This window comes from Kluyvera sp. CRP, assembly GCF_019930565.1.
GTDB classification, from domain to species: Bacteria; Pseudomonadota; Gammaproteobacteria; order Enterobacterales; family Enterobacteriaceae; genus Kluyvera; species Kluyvera georgiana_A.
In genome coordinates this window covers 1,375,797-1,395,117 of sequence record NZ_CP082841.1, presented here as the reverse complement: position 1 = coordinate 1,395,117, position 19,321 = coordinate 1,375,797, and the positions used below count along the sequence as shown (strand labels likewise).

Sequence of the window (19,321 nt, the reverse complement as noted above, 5' to 3'; positions counted from 1 at the left end):
CGCGAGCTGGCGGCAGAGATTATTTCAACCAGGCAATCGCGTCGGCGGCATAACGATGCGCGCGGAATGCACTGTTCTGTTTTCCGGGAATAATGCCTTTGCTCAGGTGCTCCGGATATTCATTGAAGAACGGAATGATATATTCCCAAACCGTTTCCCCTTCCGGCGTCACTTCAAACAGACGACCAAATGCGGATTCACAGATAAAGGTGTTGCCGTTCGCCAGACGCTGCGCGCTGCCCATATAGGGGGAGAAGAAGGCCGGCGGGAAGATATCGCGATATTGCCAGGTAATGGCGTGGGTTTGCGGATTGAACTCCAGCACCGTGGAATGCGGCGAGGTCACGCCCGGACGCAGGTTGCCATTGTCAAAAACAAGAATCGACCCGTTCTCCATTTCAACCGGCGTATGCTGCTGCGCCACCACTTCCGGCCCCGCGTGCCAGACAACTTTGCCGCTCTCTTTAGATACGGCAATCACGCCAGACGTCGTGCGCAGGCTCATCAGCACCAGGCCATCGCGAGTCACCGACAGGCCGTTAATCATTGGCCAGTGGCGACGGTCAAAGATCTCATGAATCGGGAAATCTTCCGGATTCAAATGCTCCCAGGCGCGCCATTCCCAGACCACTTCACCGTCGCGATTGACCTCTTTGACGACGTCGCTCTGAATCACGCCGTCCGGCGCATCACGTCGCGGGTCGCCGCCGGTCACACGGGCAGCGATATCGGCAGGCAGCGGCGACGCGGCGGTATACAGCAGATTACCGTTCGGCAACCACTGCGCATCATGGTGATGGAAGATGTCTTCATAGTGCCAGACAATTTCGTTATCCGGCGTCACTTCGTAGAAATCACCGCCATGCCAGAGATCCCACGCGGGATAGAGATTTGCGGAGGTACGGTGGCTACCGTTATATCCCAGGTTACCGTTAGGCAGCAGCACCGCATCGCGCCCTGCACGTACCGGCAGCTGCCACTGATGCGCGACCTCACCCTGTTCATCAACCAGATAAACCCGCCCTTCTGCGGTTTGCGGGGCAAAGAGGGTATACCCGCCAAAACTCTTCTCTTTGTCGATAAAGGTGAGCCCGGATAGACGGCGTCCAAGCGTAAAAGTCGGATCCTGAGTTAAGTGTGCCACGTAGCCTCCAGATGGATAAATTTGCGTAAAAATACCCCATTAAAACGTTTTAATGAAGAATTTTTTCTGAAAATGCTTATTCATCAGCTGGCATAGCAACGTAAAAGGTCAGCACAAAAAAGTGTGTTAATCTGTGCAAAAGATTTTGGAGGCTGCAAGCAAATGCCTGCTCAAGAAAAAAAACGCGCAAAGTTGATTGATGTCGCCCGCCATGCCGGCGTGTCGCCAGGGACGGTATCCAACGCGTTGCATAACACGCGCTTTGTTGAACCGGAGACCCGTCGGCGTATTGAAGAGGCGATTGTCGCGCTGAATTACACGCCCAATATCCGTGCCCGACAGCTGCGTACCGGCAAAACCAATACCATCGCACTGCTCTCATCGGTGCCGTTGACCATTGCCTCCGGCGCCTCCCGGCTGGGATTTATGATGGAGGTTGCGCTCACTTCCGCCATGATGGCGCTGGAAAAACAGCATGCCTTGATTCTGGTGCCACCGGGCGCAAATCCGCTGGATGCGGTCGGCTTCGATGCGGCGATTCTGATTGAGCCAGCGGAAAACGATCCCCAGCTACAGGCGCTGGCGCAGGCCGGCATTCCTTGTGTCACCATTGGCCGCACGCCGGGGACCGACACGCCTGTGCCGTGGGTTGAACTGCATTCAGCGGCAACGGCGCAAATTCTGCTCGCGCATCTGGAGTCCTCCGGCACACGTAAATGTGCGTTATTTGTCGGCAACATGCGGCGCACATCAATGCTGGAGAGCGAAGCGGCTTACCGGCGCTGGTGTGAAGGGCGGCAGTCCCCCGTCATCTACTCGCTCAATGAAAGCGACGGTGAAAATGCCGGCTACCGCGCGGCACATCAGCTATTACAGGAACATCCCGACGTTGATGGCGTGCTGGTGCTGATCGATACCTTTGCCAGCGGCTCGGTACGGGCTTTCCAGGAGCAAGATATCGCCATACCTGAACAAATGCGGGTGGTTACTCGCTATGACGGTATTCGCGCGCGCGAATCCACACCGCCACTGACGGCAGTGAATATGCATCTTGATGAAGTGGCGCGCCAGGCCATCACGCTATTGTTTGCCGCTATGGCGGGTGAGAAGGTCAGCTACAGCAAGGGTAAAACACCGGATCTGGTCGTGCGGGCGTCCACTTCGCGATAAGAGAGCTGAGCTACAGATGCAAAAAAGCCGCTCAGAGAGCGGCTTTTTTAAATTTGGTCGGTGATAGAGGATAACTCGCCACTACGTGGCTCGCCCTGCGGGCCGTTGCTAACGCAACGTTCTCTCGCTACGCTCGGGTCGAACCTCTTACCCCCGGAGGTTCTCATCCTCTTTGCGGGCTACAGACGCAAAAAAGCCGCTCAGAGAGCGGCTTTTTTTAATTTGGTCGGTGATAGAGGATTCGAACCTCCGACCCCTTCGTCCCGAACGAAGTGCGCTACCAGGCTGCGCCAATCACCGAATGCGGCGCATCTTACTGCTGTGCCCCGCCCTCGTCAATCCCTTATTTAACAAAAGCCCCTTGTTCGGCCAGAAAGCCATCACTGCGCCGATTTTTTCGCCTCGGGGATGTGGCACCAGTTGTTGTACTCGTTGATTCCACCGTCCGGAGAAGTGTAACCCAAACAGCCCATAATGGTGTCATAAAGCTCCACGTGGCGTTTCGGCTGCTTCATCGCCGCCTGCTGTTGCAGGTATGCGAATGACCTGGCGTGGTCCGGATTTTCCAGATACTTATCCGACATCCAGACCATCATCGGCACGCGGAACTGCTCCGGCGGCGCCATCTTGCGCGGCGTACCATGCAGACGTTCGTGATCGTTGATCGACTCGCCGTGGTCCGCGGCATAGAAGACGATGGCCTTCTTATCGCGTAACTGATCAAAGATGTTCACCAGGAAATGGTCAACGTAGGTGATCGAGTTATCGTACGAGTTAATCAGCTCCGCTTTGCTGCATTTATCATCCACGTTCACGCATTCCGGGGTCCACTTTGCAAAGCTGCGCGGGTAGCGCTGCGTGTAGTTAAAGTGCGAGCCTTTGGTGTGAATGATGATCAGGTGCTTACCGTCAACGCCGTTACGCGCCAACACGTTTTTCATTTCATCCGCCAGCAGCATATCGTCCACGCTCTTGCCGCGGTTACGCGGCTCGGCGCCAATCTGCTCGCGGTAGGCAATGTTGTTGGCCATGGTGTTGCTGTAGAACCACAGTTCGCTCTGCATCGCCAGCAGGTCACCGGTAAAGCCGAGCTGATGCAGCACCGCAAACACGTTTTGTTCTTTCAGCGTGCGCTGCGGGTTATCACTCGCCCCGCCCTGACGGACAAACATGCAGCGTAACGAAAGCTTGGTCGCGGTATCGCAGGAGTAGCCGCGGAACGCCACCAGATTTTTCTCCTTCTCCAGCTCCGGCGTGGTGTTACGCGCGTAGCCGAACAGGCCCATGTGATCCCAGCGGGTCGTTTCGCCAATGATAAACACCAGATAGGTATCATCAATATCTTTAGGCGCAACGTAGGTAAACTTCTTTGCCGGATCGATAAGATCGCTGGTATCCAGCGATTCATCAACCTGGGTCCAACCGTACAGACTTAGCGCAGAGACCCAGTTGCTCGGCAGGTAAGAGTTGGCCAGTACGCCGCCATAGCTTGGCAGATCGACCTGTGAAAGGCGCTCGCTGTCTTTCAGGTGGGCTTCCATCAAGCGAATAGGCCCCCACACCAACAGCGCACAGAGCAGCACAATGCCAATACCCCGTAGGCGCTGCCCTGACGTAAGCAGTTGATTAAGTAGCGTATCCCGCGCCTGGTTAAACCAGATAAAGACCAGCGGGATGATGCTGGTGAGGACCAGCCAGGAAATAAAGTGCCAGCCCACCACCTCTTTGGAGAGATCGACATCGGTCGTCATCACCGATGCAATAATCCCGTAGCCAATGACCACATTCAGATTGGTCATGTAGTAACTTGCGCCGGCGGAAATCAGCACGACAGCCGTCGCCAGCACTTTCCACAACCTACGTCCCCCCAGCGACAGCAGACGGAACAGGAAGAACGTCACCAGCAGCGAACTCACCAGCTCAATGCCGATAAACATCCCTTTCTCGACGCTGAAGTCCGATAAATACCCCCCGAACCGACGAACCAACACGGAATAATTCATAAACCAGCCGATGTATACCGCCAGCAAAAGACTGAGCTTTTGCTGGGACATCGCTTTGATGTATCTCATTCGAAAAACCCTGGAAAAAGGGAAAATAAAAAACAAGTCACAAATCAAATAATTAGTAGACTAGTTAATTTATGCGATTTGCCCAAAGGGCCGCATTTGCAAGCGCGGTAAGTAGACAACAAGAAAGGGGAAAAGTATTCGCTGCGGATGTGATCAGGCCAAATATTTACAAAAATATTTGGCCTGAATCATCTTATTGAAAGGAGTAATAATGTTAAGCGTGCGCTTCGTGCAGAATTTCCGTTTTCGGCTGGCGAATGGTGGTCGACAGCGCCAGCGAGATAATCAGCAGGGCAAAGATAACGCAGAAGGTGACGTAGAAGCCGCCAAACAGAGAGGCGATCAACGAACCGCAGATGCTGCCGATACCAAATCCTAAGTAAATCACGCCGTAGTTTTTCGCCAGATTGTTCAGGCCGAAGAATTCACTTACCAGCGATGGGAACACGGTGATGGTACCGCCGAAGTTAAAGGCTACACAGGCAATCGCCGCGAAGAAGGTCATTTCGTTCAGCGGTGCAAACAGCAGCGCGGCCATACCCACCAGCGAGATAATCTGACCAATGGTAATCACACGGATACGAGCGATTTTGTCAGACAGGATACCCAGCACCAGACGACCGCTCAGGTTGGCAATAGAGATAACGGTAACGGCGTTGGCTGCGGTGGCCAGATCCAGATGCACCATCCCCTGTGCGATGTCTTTAGCAACACCAATCACATACAGGCCGCTCATACAGGCGGTCAGGAACATCACCGCCAGCATCCAGTACTGCGGTTTACGCATCGATTCCGCCAGCGTGAAGTCGTTTTCCATCACGCCGTTATGTTTCTGGACTTCCTGATTCGGCGCGTCTTTCATCAGCATCGCGCCGAAGACGATCATCACCAGCACGATCGCGCCCCAAATCATAAAGGTTTTTTCCAGCCCGACGGTCGCCAGCAGCTGGCTGTCGATAAATTTGAAGCCGAGGCTACCTAAGCCGTAAGAACCGATGGCAAAGGCGGAAATCAGCCCCTTACGTTCCGGGAACCATTTCACACAGTTGGAGAGCGTCAGCAGATAGCCCGCGCCGTCTGCCAGGCCGACGATGATACCGGCGCTCAGCCACAGCATCATCAGGCTGTTCGCATGTGCCGTCAGCAGGAAGCCGAGCCCCAACAGCACGCCGGAAGCGATGGTGACGCGTTTCACGCCAAAGCGTTCCTGCAGTTTACCGGCCACGGAAGAGGAGAGCGCCAGACCCAGGCTGAGTAAACCAAAGGAGAACGCTACCTGGCTGACCGACGCGTCCAGTTTGCTGGACAGCGCGCTGTTGAACAGGCTCCAGGTATAGACAGAACCTAAGGCGAACTGGGTAATAATGGTGCCGAACAATGTCAGCCAGCGAGTGTGATTTTTAGTTGCAGCGTTCATGATGAAGATGCCTTCTTGAATTAACTGCTGCCAACGATAACGAAGTTAACATTTTCGCTGGTTCAAAAAGGCATGAAATGCATTCAGGACGGAATGAAATGCATCAGCGGCGGAATGAATGACATTGAAAAAAATGATTCCGCCACTGAATATATTGCGTGATTAAAAGCGCGCGCTGACGCCCATGGTATACAGATAGTTTGCACCCGCCGCCATATTATCCGCCTGCGAGAGCGCGGCATAGGCTGCCAGATGTGAATTCAGTAACATATCTGCCCCCACGGTCACATCCACCCAGTTGCCGTCCTGCGTCGTGGTCGGCATTCGGTTCAGGCCAGACTGCGCCTTCCACTGATTCTCGCCAAACTGCTGGTTATAGCTCACCTGCGCCCACGGGCGAATGCCCAGCCACGGGTGCGAATCCAGGCGCCAACCGAGGGTGCTTACGCTTGCGTGCCAGAGCGGGTCGGTCTGCGCACCGGCGCTGGCGGTATCGCCAAATTCATTCCACATAAAGCCCGGAGAGCCATCATAATGCCACGTCGCGACTGGCCCAGTGGTTATGCCCTCCGTCAGCGGGAAATTCCAGCCAACGCTCATCGTTTTGGTTGCATCAAGCGGCGTCGAGTCCGGCACATTCATATTCAGCCCCGAGCCAGTTTGCATGGCATCAATACGTTCCGCCAGAATGTCGTTGTACCGCGGTTGGTGATCGCTATCCCATGTATAGCGCTCGGCAGTATTACTTTGTGAGTCAGTCACGATATATTCCTGTTGCCAGGCATTCGCGTGTGGCGATACTAACATCCACACAAAAACCGACGCTGGCGCAGCACATCGCCAAAGGCCATTGCATTTCTTATTATTCATTAAGTGACTCCAGAAAGAGCCAATTTTGGCAGTTATTGTTATGTTTTCAGGGATAAAGTTCCCCTGTATTAACTATTGTCTCTTTATGACAGGCGTCAAGCGAAGTGCAGGGTTTTATTATTTCGACAAAAGCAGGGAGAAGAAAATGCAGCGCTGTGGTTGGGTAAGCCAGGATCCGCTTTACATCGAGTATCACGATACCGAATGGGGCGTACCCCAAAGAGATAACCAGAAACTGTTCGAGATGATCTGCCTGGAAGGCCAGCAGGCCGGACTTTCCTGGATAACCGTGCTGAAAAAGCGTGAAAACTATCGTCGTGCCTTCCACCATTTCGACCCGGCAAAGGTCGCCGCCATGACTGAAGAAGACGTCGAGCGGCTGGTGCTGGACGCCGGCATCATTCGCCACCGGGGTAAAATTCAGGCGATTATCGGCAACGCCCGCGCCTTCCTGGCGATGGAGGCCAGCGGTGAATCATTCAATGACTTCGTCTGGTCGTTTGTCGATAACACCCCGGTCGTCACTCAGGCCGCAACGCTGGGCGAAATCGCGACGTCGACGCCCGCCTCCGACGCGCTGTCAAAAGCGCTGAAAAAACGTGGTTTTAAATTCGTGGGCACCACCATCTGTTATTCCTTCATGCAAGCCTGCGGGCTGGTCAACGACCATGTGACCACCTGCTTCTGCCATCCTGGAGTTCAGCATGATCAGAAAATGGAACACTAAGCAGCTCGACCCTTTACTTGAGCTGTGGTTAGAAAGCACTACCTTTGCGCACCCGTTTATTAACGCCCAGTACTGGCAGGAGAGCTTAAGCATTGTGCGCGATACCTACCTTCCCGCCGCGGAAACCTGGGTGTGGGAAGATGAGCAACAGCGTTTACAGGGATTCATCAGCGTTATTGAATCGCGCTTTGTCGGCGCACTGTTTGTTGCCCCGGAAGCCATCCGTCAAGGCATCGGCCATGCGCTGCTCAACGTCGTTAAACAGCACTTTGCCGATCTCAGCCTGGAGGTCTATCAAAAAAACAGCCGGGCGGTAAATTTCTACCACGCGCAGGGTTTTCGTATTGAAGACAGCGCGTGGCAGGAGGAAACCCGGCATCCCACGTGGATTATGCGTTGGCAGGCGGATCAAACGCCGTTAGCGTAAGCGCCGGTCCATCATATTTCTCGACCCATGCCAGCGCCGTGTTGCCGGCGCAGCCATTCCCCAGCCGCGAGCTGGGGATATCTTTGGTCAGAACGTTGACCGCACCGTTTTTGCAAATTCCGCCTTCCTCGTGCGCGAAATCAGGCCACGCCCCTTCGTGCAGGCACATCACGCCGGGCTTAATACCGTCACTGATTACCGCGCCAGCCAGCACCTGTCCCCGGTGGTTCCAGACGCGGACCAGATCGCCATCGGCAATCTGCCGTATCTTCGCATCCTGCGGATGGAGGGTAATCGGCTCACGCCCCGCCACCGCATAACGTTCACGCAGAGATGTATGGTTAAGCTGGCTATGAAGACGGTGCGCCGGATGCGCCGACAGCAACTGCAGCTGCCCGGGATGCGCGTTGCCATGCCATTCGTCCGGCTCCAGCCACATCGGATGCGGCGGACAATCGGCATACTGGAAGCTGGCAATACGCTCGGAGTAAATTTCGATTTTACCGCTCGGCGTTTTCAACGGATTGGCCTGCGGATCGGCGCGAAAGGCAGCAAAGCGAACAAAATCCGCGTTCTGCTCGCTTTCCGGCATTTCAATCAGCGCGTTATCCTGCCAGAAACGCGCAAATGGCGGCAGCGTCACCTGCTGGCTCGCGCCGCGTTGAGCGGCGATTCGGTAGAAGGTCTCCAGCCACTCCAGCTCGCTTTTCCCTTCGGTAAAGCGCGCCCGACCGCCCGACTCCCAGAGCTCAGACAGGTCGGCAAACACCGTAAAGTCGTCACGGGCTTCATCGCGGGGCGGCACAACCTGCTTCATCGGCACCAGGTGCTGGTTGCTGTAGTCGCCGGTCATGGTCAGGTCGTTGCGCTCAAAGGAGGTGGTGGCGGGCAGGACGATATCCGCGTGCCGCGCCGCCGCCGTCCAGTTGCATTCAGAAATCACCACCAGTTCAGGCTTCTGCCAGGCGCGAATCAGCCGGTTGGTATCCTGATGATGGGTAAAGTTGGCGCCGCCCGCCCACCAGACAAAGCGAATATCCGGGAAGTGGCGGTCCATGCCGTTGTGCTGATACGGCGCGCCGGGGTTTTCCAGCGCTTCGACAATGCGTGCGACCGGGATTTTATCGACCGCATCGACGCCGCCCGGCACCGTGCCCTGCATTGAGCCCAGCACCGCCGCGCGCCGCGTCGGGTTGCCGCCGTTGGCGAAATGATACGACAGCCCAAAGCCGCCGCCCGGCGTACCAATCTGCCCTAGCATTGCCGCCAGCGTAACCAGCATCCAGTGCTTTTGCTCGCCGTACTGCTGGCGCTGCATTCCCCAGCCGGACATCAGCATGGTGGTATTTTTATGGAAAATTTCTGCGAGTTCGCGAATTTTATCTGCATGAACACCACAAATAGCGGCTGCCCACTCGGCGGTTTTGGCTTCGCCATCGCCTTCACCCAACAGATATTGAGCAAATATCGGGAAACCTGCGGTATAACGCGTTAAAAAGTCGCTATCGTGCCAGTTATTGATCAGTAGCGTGTGGGCAATGCCGAGCATCAACGCCACGTCGGTGCCCATGTGCGGAGCGATCCACTCCATCGACTCGCCAAAGAAGTCGACGGTTTCCGAACGCATCGGATCGATACAGATCAGTCTCTTACCGCTCTGGCGCAGTTGTTCAAAATAAGGCAACCCCTGCTCGTCGGAAGCATTCCAGGCGATTTTCAGCGTATTCAGCGGGTTAGCACTCCATAACACCACCACGTCGGTATGTTCCAGCACCATGGGCCAGCTGGTTTGCTGCTGATACACCTCATTACCGCCCACCACGTGCGGCATGATTGCCTGCGCGGCCCCGGTCGAGTAATCCCCCAGATGGCCGGTGTAGCCGCCCGCCAGGCTCATATAGCGCTGTAGCAGCGTCGCCGCCTTGTGCAATACGCCGTTAGAACGCCAGCCGTACGAGCCGGCAAAAATCGACGCCGGGCCATAGGTTTCACGAATACGGCGATGCTGGCTATCGATCAGCGCGAGCGCGTCATCCCAGCTTACCCGCACAAACTCGTCCTGCCCGCGTATACCTTGAGGGCTATCCGGCGAGGCCAGGAAGCCTTTTCGCACCATGGGATAACGCACACGGGTTTTACTGTGCACCTGATCGCGCACCACGCTTTGCAGCGAATTGGTAAACGACGTTTGTAGCGCCCCGCGTGAGGAGAACACCTGCTCGCCGTCTGTCTCGACAAGCATAGGGCCCCAGTGGGCTGCGGTTAAAACGGTATAGGGAGAAGATGACGTAGACAAATGGGCGCTCCTGCAGGTGGTGTCGGTTATGTTTTGCGCCATTCAATGTTACTTACAAATTTCAGAGAGTTCCCAAGAATTTTCAGCAATTTCGCCAGTCATAATGACGCGCCACCGTCGCTGTGGCGAAAAATAAGAATGTCATTAAGGAATTAAGATGAAAAAACGTGTATTTGCGATTGCTGCCATCGTGAGCGGCGCGCTGGCAATATCAGGCTGCACCACAAACCCTTACACCGGCGAGCGCGAAGTGGGTAAATCCGGTATCGGCGCGGGCATTGGCTCGTTGGTGGGCGCGGGCGTTGGCGCGCTCTCGTCTTCAAAGAAAGATCGCGGTAAAGGCGCGCTGATCGGCGCAGCCGCGGGGGCAGCGCTCGGCGGCGGCGTCGGTTACTACATGGATGTGCAGGAAGCGAAACTGCGCCAAAAAATGCAGGGAACCGGCGTCAGCGTCACCCGTAACGGTGACAATATCGTGCTGAATATGCCAAATAACGTCACTTTCGACAGCTCCTCCGCCACTCTGAAACCAGCAGGCGCCAACACCTTAACCGGCGTCGCTATGGTACTGAAAGAGTATGAAAAAACGGCGGTGAATGTTGTCGGCTATACCGACAGCACCGGTAGCCAGCAGCTCAACATGAAACTGTCTCAGCAGCGCGCCGACTCGGTGGCCAGCTCGCTGATCACCCAGGGCGTCGCCGCTGCACGCGTGCGTACCACCGGTATGGGGCCAGCGAATCCTATCGCCAGCAACAGCACCGAAGAAGGCAAAGCGCAGAACCGTCGCGTAGAAATTACCTTAAGCCCGATGCAGTAATCTCATCGCCGGGTGGCCTCTCCACCCGGCAAAATACTTGATTAGACAGATTTTCGCGCTAAGGTGTTGTCACTTTCAGGCGAGAGACCTTCCCATGGCAAAATCAGCGCGCCCCACCATCAGCGATGTGGCAAAAGCGGCGAAAACCGGCAAAACCAGCATTTCCCGTTACCTTAACGGCGAGAAGCATCTGCTCTCCGACGCGCTGCTGGCCCGCATTGAAGCCGCTATTGCCGAGCTCGACTATCGCCCAAGCCTGATGGCCCGCAGCCTGAAGCGCGGGCGCACCCGTCTGATAGGCCTGATCATTGCCGATATCACCAACCCTTACTCCGTCAATGTGCTCAGCGGCATTGAAGCCGCCTGCCGCGAAAAAGGCTTCACCCCGCTGGTGTGTAACACCAATAACGAGGTGGACCAGGAGCTGCACTATCTTGATCTGCTGCGCAGCTATCAGGTCGAAGGGATTGTCGTCAACGCCGTCGGCATGCGTGAAGAGGGGCTGCAACGTTTGCAGCAGTCCGCGCTACCGATGGTGCTAATCGACCGTAAAATTCCGGACTTCGCCTGCGACGTGGTCGGGCTGGATAACACTCAGGCCGCTACCACCGCCACTGAACACCTGATTGAGCAAGGATTTGAGGCGCTGCTGTTCCTCAGCGAACCGCTAGGCACCGTTAACACCCGGCGCGAACGCCTGAGCGCTTTCCGCGCCACGCTGGCCCGCTATCCCGGCGTCGTCGCCGAAAATGCCGAAGTGCCGCTGGCAGAGAACACTCAGCTTGATAACACGCTGCGTCAGTTCCACCAGCAACACCGCGGAATGCGTAAAGCGGTGATCTCCGCCAACGGCGCGCTGACCCTTCAGGTTGCACGTTCGCTCAAGCGCATCGGCCTGAACTGGGGCAGCGACATCGGCCTGCTGGGGTTTGACGAACTGGAATGGGCCGAACTGGCGGGCGTGGGCATTACCACCCTCAAGCAGCCGACCTGGCAGATTGGCTACGCCGCCGTAGAGCAGGTGGTGCGGCGCATTGAAGGGGCGGCGGATGCCATTCATGAGCAGGTCTTTTCCGGCGAGCTGATCGTGCGCGGTTCCACGGCCCGTTAATCTTCCTTCGTGATGGCGATCATAAATTCAACACAGTGAGATTTTCTTTGGAACCGATTCCATCTAGCGTATTAGACATAGCGTTAGATTCGGAGTCCCTATGCAAAGAAAAATTATGGTGGTCACCGCCGCTTATGGCCACGACGCGGTACGCAGCGCAGGCGGGCAAGCGGCCATGCTGCCCATCATCGCCGCAGCCGGAGCTGACGGCGTAGAAATCCGCCGCGAGATGTTTACCTCCGCAGAGCTTCAGACGCTGCCCGCGCTGGCATCGGCGATTCAATCATCCGGCCTGCAGGCCTGTTACTCCGCGCCCGAAGCGCTGTTTATGGCCGATGGTTCCCTTAATCCTCTGCTCCCCGCTCTGCTTCAGGAAGCCACCACGCTGCGTGCGCTATGGCTGAAAGTGTCGCTGGGCCACTTTCGCCATACCGAGTCGTTCAATACGCTACGCGACTGGCTGGCAAGCAGCGGCATGAAACTGGTGGTCGAGAACGATCAAACGTCCTGTGGACGCCTGCCGCCAATGCAACGTTTCAACGCCGCCTGCCATATGCAGAAACTTCCCGTACAGCTCACGTTCGATATGGGCAACTGGCTGTGGGTCGGCGATACGCCAGAAGCGGCGGCGGAGCAGCTGGCGCCGTCCGTTGGTTATATCCACGTCAAAGCCACCGTGCCACATCACGACAGCTACCGCGCGGTTCCGCCCGATGAGGCCGACGCCCGCTGGCTGGCGCTGCTAAACCAGCTCCCGATCGATGTGCCGCGTGGCATTGAGTTTCCGCTGGAAGGGGCCGACCTGGCTGCGGTTACCCGCCGCTATGTCGAACTATTACGTAAGGAGTAAGCGATGAAACATTCCCTGGATGTCATCACCATCGGCGAAGCGATGGCGATGTTTGTGGCGACGCAAACCGGCGACGTGGCCGACGTGGAGCATTTTATCAAGCGCGTGGCGGGAGCGGAGCTGAACGTGGCCACCGGTCTGGCGCGCCTGGGGCTGAAGGTGGGTTGGGTCAGTCGCGTGGGCAACGATAGCTTTGGACGCTTTGTCCTTAACTCGCTGAAAAAAGAAGGTATTGATGCTTGCGGCGTCACCATCGACCCGCAGCATGCAACCGGCTTTCAGTTAAAATCTAAAGTCGAAAATGGAACCGATCCCATTGTGGAGTACTTCCGCAAAGGCTCCGCTGCCAGCCATCTCTCCGTTGCCGATTATCACGATGAATACTTCGCCAGCGCCCGCCACCTGCACTTAAGCGGCGTGGCGGCGGCGCTCTCCGCCAGCTCTTATGCGCTGCTGGACCACACGGCCCGCACGATGAAAGCGCAGGGCAAAACCCTCTCCTTCGACCCGAACCTGCGTCCGGTGCTGTGGAAAAGCGAAGCGGAAATGGTGGAGAAACTCAACCAGCTTGCGTTCCAGGCTGACTGGGTTTTACCCGGTTTGAAAGAAGGCATGATTTTAACCGGACAGCAGACGCCGGAAGGCATCGCCGATTTCTATCTCAATCAGGGGGTGAAAGCGGTGGTGCTGAAAACGGGCGCTGACGGCGCCTGGTACAAAACAGCCTCCGGTGAACAAGGCAACGTTGCCCCGGTAAAAGTGGATAACGTGGTCGACACCGTCGGTGCCGGGGACGGTTTTGCCGTCGGCGTCATCAGCGCGCTGCTGGAAGGCCGCTCGCTGCATCAGGCCGTCACCCGAGGCAATAAAATTGGCGCGCTGGCCATTCAGGTTCAGGGCGACAGTGAAGGTTTACCCACGCGTGAAGCGTTAGGCGAATAACGTCACGTTACGATAGTGCCACCCTGTACCCTACATACAGCGGCGGCGAAGCGACAATAGAGGCAGGCCTATGAACAGCTCAACAAACGCAGCAAAACGTTGGTGGTACATCATGCCGATCGTGTTTATCACGTACAGCCTGGCGTACCTTGACCGCGCGAACTTTAGTTTCGCCTCCGCCGCCGGGATCACCGAAGATCTGGGCATTACCAAAGGGATCTCCTCCCTGCTGGGCGCCCTGTTCTTCCTCGGCTATTTCTTCTTCCAGATTCCCGGCGCCATCTACGCCGAACGCCGCAGCGTACGTAAGCTGATCTTTACCTGCCTGGTGCTGTGGGGCGTCTGTGCCTCACTGACCGGGATGGTCACCAATATTCCGGCGCTGGCGGCAATTCGCTTTATTCTCGGCGTCGTCGAGGCCGCCGTCATGCCTGCCATGCTGATTTACATCAGCAACTGGTTTACGAAGTCGGAACGCTCACGTGCCAACACGTTTCTCATCCTTGGCAACCCGGTCACGGTACTGTGGATGTCGGTGGTTTCTGGCTATCTGATTCAGGCGCTCGGCTGGCGCGAGATGTTTATTATCGAAGGCTTCCCGGCGGTCATCTGGGCCTTCTGTTGGTGGGTGCTGGTAAAAGATAAGCCATCACAGGTCGGCTGGTTGAACGAATCGGAAAAAGCCGCGCTTCAGGCGCAGCTGGAACGCGAACAGCAGGGAATTAAGGCCGTTCGCAACTACGGCGAAGCTTTCCGTTCACGGAATGTGATTCTGCTGTGCATGCAGTATTTTGCCTGGAGCATCGGGGTCTACGGTTTCGTACTGTGGCTGCCATCCATCATCCGCAGCGGCGGCGCGAACTTAGGGATGGTCGAAGTGGGCTGGCTCTCTTCCGTGCCGTATCTGGCCGCTACGGTGGCGATGATCGTGGTGTCCTGGGCCTCTGATAAATTGCAGAACCGCCGCCTGTTCGTCTGGCCGCTGCTGCTGCTTGCCGGTTTTGCCTTTATCGGCTCCTGGGCCGTCGGCGCCGATCACTTCTGGCTTTCTTATATTCTGCTGGTGATTGCCGGTGCCGCAATGTACGCCCCGTACGGCCCGTTCTTCGCCATCATTCCTGAGATGCTGCCGCGCAACGTCGCAGGCGGTGCAATGGCGCTGATTAACAGCATGGGCGCACTGGGTTCATTCTTCGGCTCTTGGTTCGTCGGCTATCTCAACGGCGCTACCGGCAGCCCGTCGGCATCTTACATTTTTATGGGGATAGCGCTTTTTGCCTCAGTATGGCTAACTTTGATTGTTAAGCCTGCTCATAATCAATCGCTACCCGTTGGCGCACGCCACGCTTAAATTTAACTCACGGAGATTCGCATGAAGCCGTCCATTATTCTCTACAAAGCGTTACCTGACGATTTGCTACGTCGCCTGGAAGAACATTTTTCCGTTACCCAGGTACCTAACCTACGCCCGGAGACGGTGGCGCAACACGCTCAGGCATTCGCCAACGCGGAAGGTCTGCTGGGCTCAAGCGAAACCGTCAATACCGCCCTGCTGGAGAAGATGCCGAAGCTTCGCGCGACGTCCACCATCTCCGTGGGCTACGATAATTTTGACGTCGAGGCGCTCAACGCCCGTCGCGTACTGCTGATGCACACGCCGACGGTACTGACCGAAACGGTCGCCGACACGGTGATGGCGCTGGTACTCAGCTCCGCCCGTCGAGTGGTCGAAGTGGCCGAGCGGGTGAAGGGCGGTGAGTGGACGAAGAGCATCGGGCCGGACTGGTTTGGTATCGATGTACACCATAAGACGCTGGGGATTGTCGGCATGGGCCGCATCGGGATGGCGCTGGCACAGCGTGCCCATTTCGGCTTCAATATGCCGATTCTCTACAACGCACGCCGTCGCCATGAGCAAGCAGAGGAGCGTTTCAACGCTCGCTACTGCGACCTCAACACGCTGCTGGATGAAGCCGATTTTGTCTGCCTGATCCTGCCGCTGACCGATGAAACATACCATCTGTTCGGCGCCGAGCAGTTTGCCCGCATGAAGTCCTCCGCCATCTTTATCAACGCGGGCCGTGGCCCAGTGGTTGATGAGAAAGCGCTGATCTCCGCGCTGCGTAACGGCGATATCCACGCCGCAGGGCTGGACGTCTTCGAGCAGGAACCGCTGCCGGCCAGCTCCCCGCTGTTGAAGATGCCCAACGTCGTCGCCCTGCCGCATATTGGCTCCGCAACGCACGAAACCCGCTACAACATGGCGGCCTGCGCGGTCGATAACCTGATTGATGCGCTGCAAGGGAAGGTAGAGAAGAACTGCGTGAACCCGCAGGTTGCGGGATAAAACGACACAGCCCGGCGGGTGCCGGGCTGTCATTATGCTTATTTAGTGGCGTTCACTGCCGCCGTCCACGCCTGGCTAAAGGCCTGGTGCTGTGCCGCAAGCGGGCCAATCAGCGCGTTATACTGGCTTGCCTGCTGTGACGTCGGGAACTGAATACCGTTTGCCACGAAGCTCACCTGCGTGCCCTGCTGAGCAACAAAGTCGCCAACCTGCACCAACTGCTGAGTGAAGACCTGCGCGGCAGGGATCAGCGGCTCCAGCGCCTGCGACGGGGCGGTAACCACTTTGCTATAAACCTGATCGAAGACCGGCTTCAGATCGTCCGCCTGCTTCAGCGCAGCGTGCGCGGCATCAGCCTGCATTTTGGCGTTTTGCAGCTGCTGGCTCAGTACGCCCAGCGAACCATTTGCCTGACGCAGCGGCTCACGCTGGGTCATGTAATCCTGCGGTACGCGAATAGCGTTCACGCTATCAACAACTGGACGCAGACCCGCGTCCATCGCCTGACTCACCTGCTGTGAATAGCCATAAATGACGGCGTAGTCGGACACAAACGGACCGAATTGTTTTTTCTGGTCAGCGGTCAGCGTTGGCAGGCGTTCACCGCCACGCATTACTGTATTCTGCAGGAAATCGACGAATGCTTTACGCTGATCGCCTTCCTTATCAAAACACCCACTCAGGCTAACAACCATCAACAACGCCGCAACAGGCGCAAACCAGCGAGAGCAGGACTTTCCTGTCGCCATTTTCTTACTCCTTCAGCCAAAAAAAGCGCAAACCGGCACACGCGTGCCTGACGGTGACAAGGATAGTCCAGAGCCGCGCCGCAAGATACCTTTTTCATGCGTTCCCCTGTCGTTCGGTAGAAATGTTAATAAGCTGTTGCATTCATCACATTTATGGCAATGAAATCAGATAAGAAAAAGCACTCTAATATATTGATATTCTATAACTTTTAGTTAAATCAGCGTTTCCTCGTGGGCACAGGGAACGATAATCGCACACTTCCGCCGGGCGGCACGTTGTGGGAAGGCCGGGTAAGTGATTTGATTAAATGAACGATTAACGACAATACGTTCGATAATCGCCCAAACACCTCATTACCCGTGAGAGAGACAAGAGGATAAACCCGCTCTCTGACAACGCTTAGCAGGAATTACCGCATGACAACACAGACAACAACGGATATTCAGGCTTTTATCAACCGCCATCCTTTCTCAAAGTACCAGTGGATGATACTGGTGCTGTGCTTTGTGACCGTCGCTATGGATGGATTTGATACCGCCATTATCGGCTTTATTGCCTCTGACCTGGTACAAGAATGGGGCGTGCAGAAGTCCGATCTCGGCCCTGTAATGAGCGCCGCGCTGGTTGGTCTCGCCGTGGGCGCATTAACCGCAGGCCCAATGGCTGACCGTATCGGCCGTAAAAAAGTGCTGGTCCTGTCCATTCTGGTCTTTGGCGGCTTCAGTTTGATTACCGCGTTCGCCACCTCGCTGACGCAACTGACCGCCCTGCGTTTCTTAACCGGCCTGGGGCTGGGGGCTGCAATGCCTAACGCCGCCACACTGATGAGCGAATACGCACCGGAGCGCCGCCGCGCGCTGCTGGTCAACCTGATGTTCGTCGGCTTCCCGATTGGCTCCTCAATGGGCGGTTTTATCTCCGCATGGCTGATCCCACACTATGGCTGGCAGAGCGTGCTGATTCTCGGTGGCGTGATGCCGCTGGCGCTGGCTGTAGCGCTCATCTTCTTGCTGCCGGAGTCCGCGCGTTATCTGGCGGTAAAAAATCAGCCTCAACAACAGATAGCCCGTATTTTGCGGCGTATCGCGCCGTTACCTGACAACACCCACTTTGTGTTGCAGGAGGCCGGCCAGGTGAAGGAACAATCCGCGCTGGGCGTGATTTTCTCCCCACGCTACCTTGTGGGCACCATCATGCTGTGCCTGACCTACTTCATGGGGCTGCTGATTTTCTATCTGCTGACCAGTTGGCTGCCGCTTCTCATCCGCGAAACCGGCGCGACCCTGAGCCAGGCTTCGGTGATTACCGCTCTGTTCCCACTGGGTGGCGGTATTGGCGTGCTGGTACTGGGCGCGCTGATGGACAAAATTAACCCGAATAAGGTGGTGGCAGTAGGATATCTGCTGACCGGCGTCTTTGTCTGCCTGGTAGGTTTCTCAACCAGCAGCCTGGTGCTGATGGGCGTGATGGTGTTTATCGCCGGCACCATCATGAACGGCGCGCAGTCTTCAATGCCCGCGCTGGCCGCTGGATTCTACCCAACGCAGGGGCGCGCCACCGGCGTCGCCTGGATGCTGGGGCTGGGTCGCTTCGGGGGGATTCTTGGCGCTTTCAGCGGCGCATTCCTGATGCAGGCCGAACTGTCCTTTAAAACCATTTTCGCTCTGCTGGCTATCCCGGCTGTGCTGTCCGCGATTGCGCTGATGATCAAACACGTGGCCAGTAAACGTCAGCAGAATCAAGGTGCCAGTGGCCCGGCATCGCTGCCGGAGTCGGCGCAAAAAGTCTAATTTTTACCCCGGCAGCCAGTCTGCCGGGGTTTCATGACGCTTTTTTACAAACGCCCATCTAAGCCTAAGTCTACCTATTTATCAGTATATTAGCGTGATTTTGATCGCCGAATGTTCCCGGTCCGTTGAAAAATATGGGCAGATAACGTTTGCTTTTAAGACCTGAAGTATGCGTTAATGCCTCCACGGTTTGACATACAGACCACAAAGCAGTTGAGTAAAGCAGTTCCCTTCAAGGTTATCCATTGGTACCCCTCGTAGCGACATTTCCTTTACGCTTTAAATTCTGTAAAGCATGCCATATCGCCGTAAGGCTCACTTAATTTTTAAAGGTAATTTCTATGTCCGGTAAAATGACTGGTATCGTAAAATGGTTCAACGCTGACAAAGGTTTCGGCTTCATCACTCCTGACGATGGTTCTAAAGACGTGTTCGTACACTTCTCTGCTATCCAGAACGATGGCTACAAATCTCTGGACGAAGGTCAGAAAGTTTCCTTCACCATCGAAAACGGCGCTAAAGGCCCGGCAGCTGGCAACGTAACTTCTCTGTAAGTTCACGCCGCTAAGAATTATAAATCCCTGCCTT

General features: G+C 56.1%; 17 protein-coding genes, 1 tRNA gene and 1 other RNA gene. 11 read left to right on the top strand and 8 right to left on the bottom strand.

The window, feature by feature from the left end:
- Positions 1 to 19 precede the first annotated feature (19 nt).
- Positions 20 to 1,144 carry an aryl-sulfate sulfotransferase gene (locus K7B04_RS06505; RefSeq protein ID WP_223803721.1) on the bottom strand — a complete coding sequence of 375 codons (1,125 nt, stop codon included), beginning with the start codon at positions 1,142 to 1,144 and terminating at the stop codon, positions 20 to 22.
- A gap of 162 nt (positions 1,145 to 1,306) precedes the next feature.
- Between K7B04_RS06505 and K7B04_RS06500 the strand changes: the two genes are divergently transcribed.
- Positions 1,307 to 2,314, top strand: a complete 1,008-nt coding sequence (locus K7B04_RS06500; RefSeq protein WP_223803720.1) for a substrate-binding domain-containing protein — start codon at positions 1,307 to 1,309, stop codon at positions 2,312 to 2,314.
- Between the two features lie 54 nt (positions 2,315 to 2,368).
- On the opposite strand, the gene K7B04_RS06495 is transcribed toward K7B04_RS06500, so the two are convergent.
- The 5 genes from K7B04_RS06495 to K7B04_RS06475 all read right to left on the bottom strand — a co-directional run bounded on the left by K7B04_RS06495 (position 2,369) and on the right by K7B04_RS06475 (position 6,673).
- A non-coding RNA gene (locus K7B04_RS06495) (RtT sRNA) lies at positions 2,369 to 2,502 on the bottom strand.
- Positions 2,503 to 2,537: 35 nt separating this feature from the next.
- Positions 2,538 to 2,614: transfer RNA gene (locus tag K7B04_RS06490), tRNA-Pro, on the bottom strand.
- An 80-nt stretch (positions 2,615 to 2,694) separates the two neighbouring features.
- Positions 2,695 to 4,386, bottom strand: coding sequence for a kdo(2)-lipid A phosphoethanolamine 7''-transferase (gene eptB, locus K7B04_RS06485; protein WP_167574854.1), 1,692 nt, complete (start codon positions 4,384 to 4,386; stop codon positions 2,695 to 2,697).
- 214 nt (positions 4,387 to 4,600) lie between these two features.
- On the bottom strand, positions 4,601 to 5,803 hold the full coding sequence (locus K7B04_RS06480; protein WP_167574853.1) for an MFS transporter: 1,203 nt from the start codon (positions 5,801 to 5,803) through the stop codon (positions 4,601 to 4,603).
- A 162-nt stretch (positions 5,804 to 5,965) separates the two neighbouring features.
- Positions 5,966 to 6,673, bottom strand: a complete 708-nt coding sequence (locus K7B04_RS06475) for an autotransporter domain-containing protein (protein ID WP_167574852.1) — start codon at positions 6,671 to 6,673, stop codon at positions 5,966 to 5,968.
- Between the two features lie 145 nt (positions 6,674 to 6,818).
- Here K7B04_RS06475 and tag point away from each other — a divergent pair, with 145 nt between their 5' ends.
- Positions 6,819 to 7,400, top strand: coding sequence for a DNA-3-methyladenine glycosylase I (gene tag, locus K7B04_RS06470; RefSeq protein ID WP_163446875.1), 582 nt, complete (start codon positions 6,819 to 6,821; stop codon positions 7,398 to 7,400).
- Complete coding sequence (locus K7B04_RS06465; RefSeq protein WP_163446876.1) at positions 7,378 to 7,827, top strand: N-acetyltransferase; 450 nt, start codon at positions 7,378 to 7,380, stop codon at positions 7,825 to 7,827. The genes tag and K7B04_RS06465 overlap by 23 nt, the downstream gene beginning before the upstream one ends.
- On the opposite strand, the gene K7B04_RS06460 is transcribed toward K7B04_RS06465, so the two are convergent.
- Entirely contained in the window at positions 7,790 to 10,123 is a 2,334-nt protein-coding gene (locus K7B04_RS06460) for a molybdopterin guanine dinucleotide-containing S/N-oxide reductase (protein ID WP_223803719.1), read from the bottom strand. The genes K7B04_RS06465 and K7B04_RS06460 overlap by 38 nt on opposite strands.
- 157 nt (positions 10,124 to 10,280) lie before the next feature.
- Here K7B04_RS06460 and K7B04_RS06455 point away from each other — a divergent pair, with 157 nt between their 5' ends.
- The 6 genes from K7B04_RS06455 (at position 10,281) to ghrB (ending at position 16,193) form a co-directional block, all read left to right on the top strand.
- A complete protein-coding gene (locus tag K7B04_RS06455; RefSeq protein ID WP_064541153.1) occupies positions 10,281 to 10,943 on the top strand; it encodes an OmpA family lipoprotein in 663 nt (220 codons plus the stop codon).
- A 94-nt stretch (positions 10,944 to 11,037) separates the two neighbouring features.
- The gene (locus K7B04_RS06450) at positions 11,038 to 12,054 is read left to right on the top strand and encodes a LacI family DNA-binding transcriptional regulator (protein ID WP_223803718.1); all 1,017 of its coding nucleotides are present in this window, start codon (positions 11,038 to 11,040) and stop codon (positions 12,052 to 12,054) included.
- A 100-nt stretch (positions 12,055 to 12,154) separates the two neighbouring features.
- Positions 12,155 to 12,904: a sugar phosphate isomerase/epimerase gene (locus K7B04_RS06445; RefSeq protein WP_223803717.1), complete on the top strand. Its 750-nt coding sequence runs from the start codon at positions 12,155 to 12,157 to the stop codon at positions 12,902 to 12,904.
- A 3-nt stretch (positions 12,905 to 12,907) separates the two neighbouring features.
- Complete coding sequence (locus K7B04_RS06440; RefSeq protein WP_167574848.1) at positions 12,908 to 13,846, top strand: sugar kinase; 939 nt, start codon at positions 12,908 to 12,910, stop codon at positions 13,844 to 13,846.
- A gap of 70 nt (positions 13,847 to 13,916) precedes the next feature.
- Positions 13,917 to 15,197 (top strand): MFS transporter, encoded by a 1,281-nt coding sequence (locus K7B04_RS06435; protein WP_163446880.1) that lies wholly within the window; start codon positions 13,917 to 13,919, stop codon positions 15,195 to 15,197.
- Positions 15,198 to 15,218: 21 nt separating this feature from the next.
- A complete protein-coding gene (ghrB, locus tag K7B04_RS06430) occupies positions 15,219 to 16,193 on the top strand; it encodes a glyoxylate/hydroxypyruvate reductase GhrB (RefSeq protein ID WP_163446881.1) in 975 nt (324 codons plus the stop codon).
- Positions 16,194 to 16,231: 38 nt separating this feature from the next.
- On the opposite strand, the gene K7B04_RS06425 is transcribed toward ghrB, so the two are convergent.
- On the bottom strand, positions 16,232 to 16,942 hold the full coding sequence (locus K7B04_RS06425) for a DUF3053 domain-containing protein (RefSeq protein ID WP_064541137.1): 711 nt from the start codon (positions 16,940 to 16,942) through the stop codon (positions 16,232 to 16,234).
- A 417-nt stretch (positions 16,943 to 17,359) separates the two neighbouring features.
- On the opposite strand from K7B04_RS06425, the gene K7B04_RS06420 reads away from it, so the two are divergent.
- Both K7B04_RS06420 and cspA read left to right on the top strand, forming a co-directional pair.
- On the top strand, positions 17,360 to 18,733 hold the full coding sequence (locus K7B04_RS06420) for an MFS transporter (RefSeq protein WP_223803716.1): 1,374 nt from the start codon (positions 17,360 to 17,362) through the stop codon (positions 18,731 to 18,733).
- A gap of 341 nt (positions 18,734 to 19,074) precedes the next feature.
- A complete protein-coding gene (gene cspA / locus K7B04_RS06415; RefSeq protein WP_035893107.1) occupies positions 19,075 to 19,287 on the top strand; it encodes an RNA chaperone/antiterminator CspA in 213 nt (70 codons plus the stop codon).
- Positions 19,288 to 19,321: the final 34 nt, after the last annotated feature.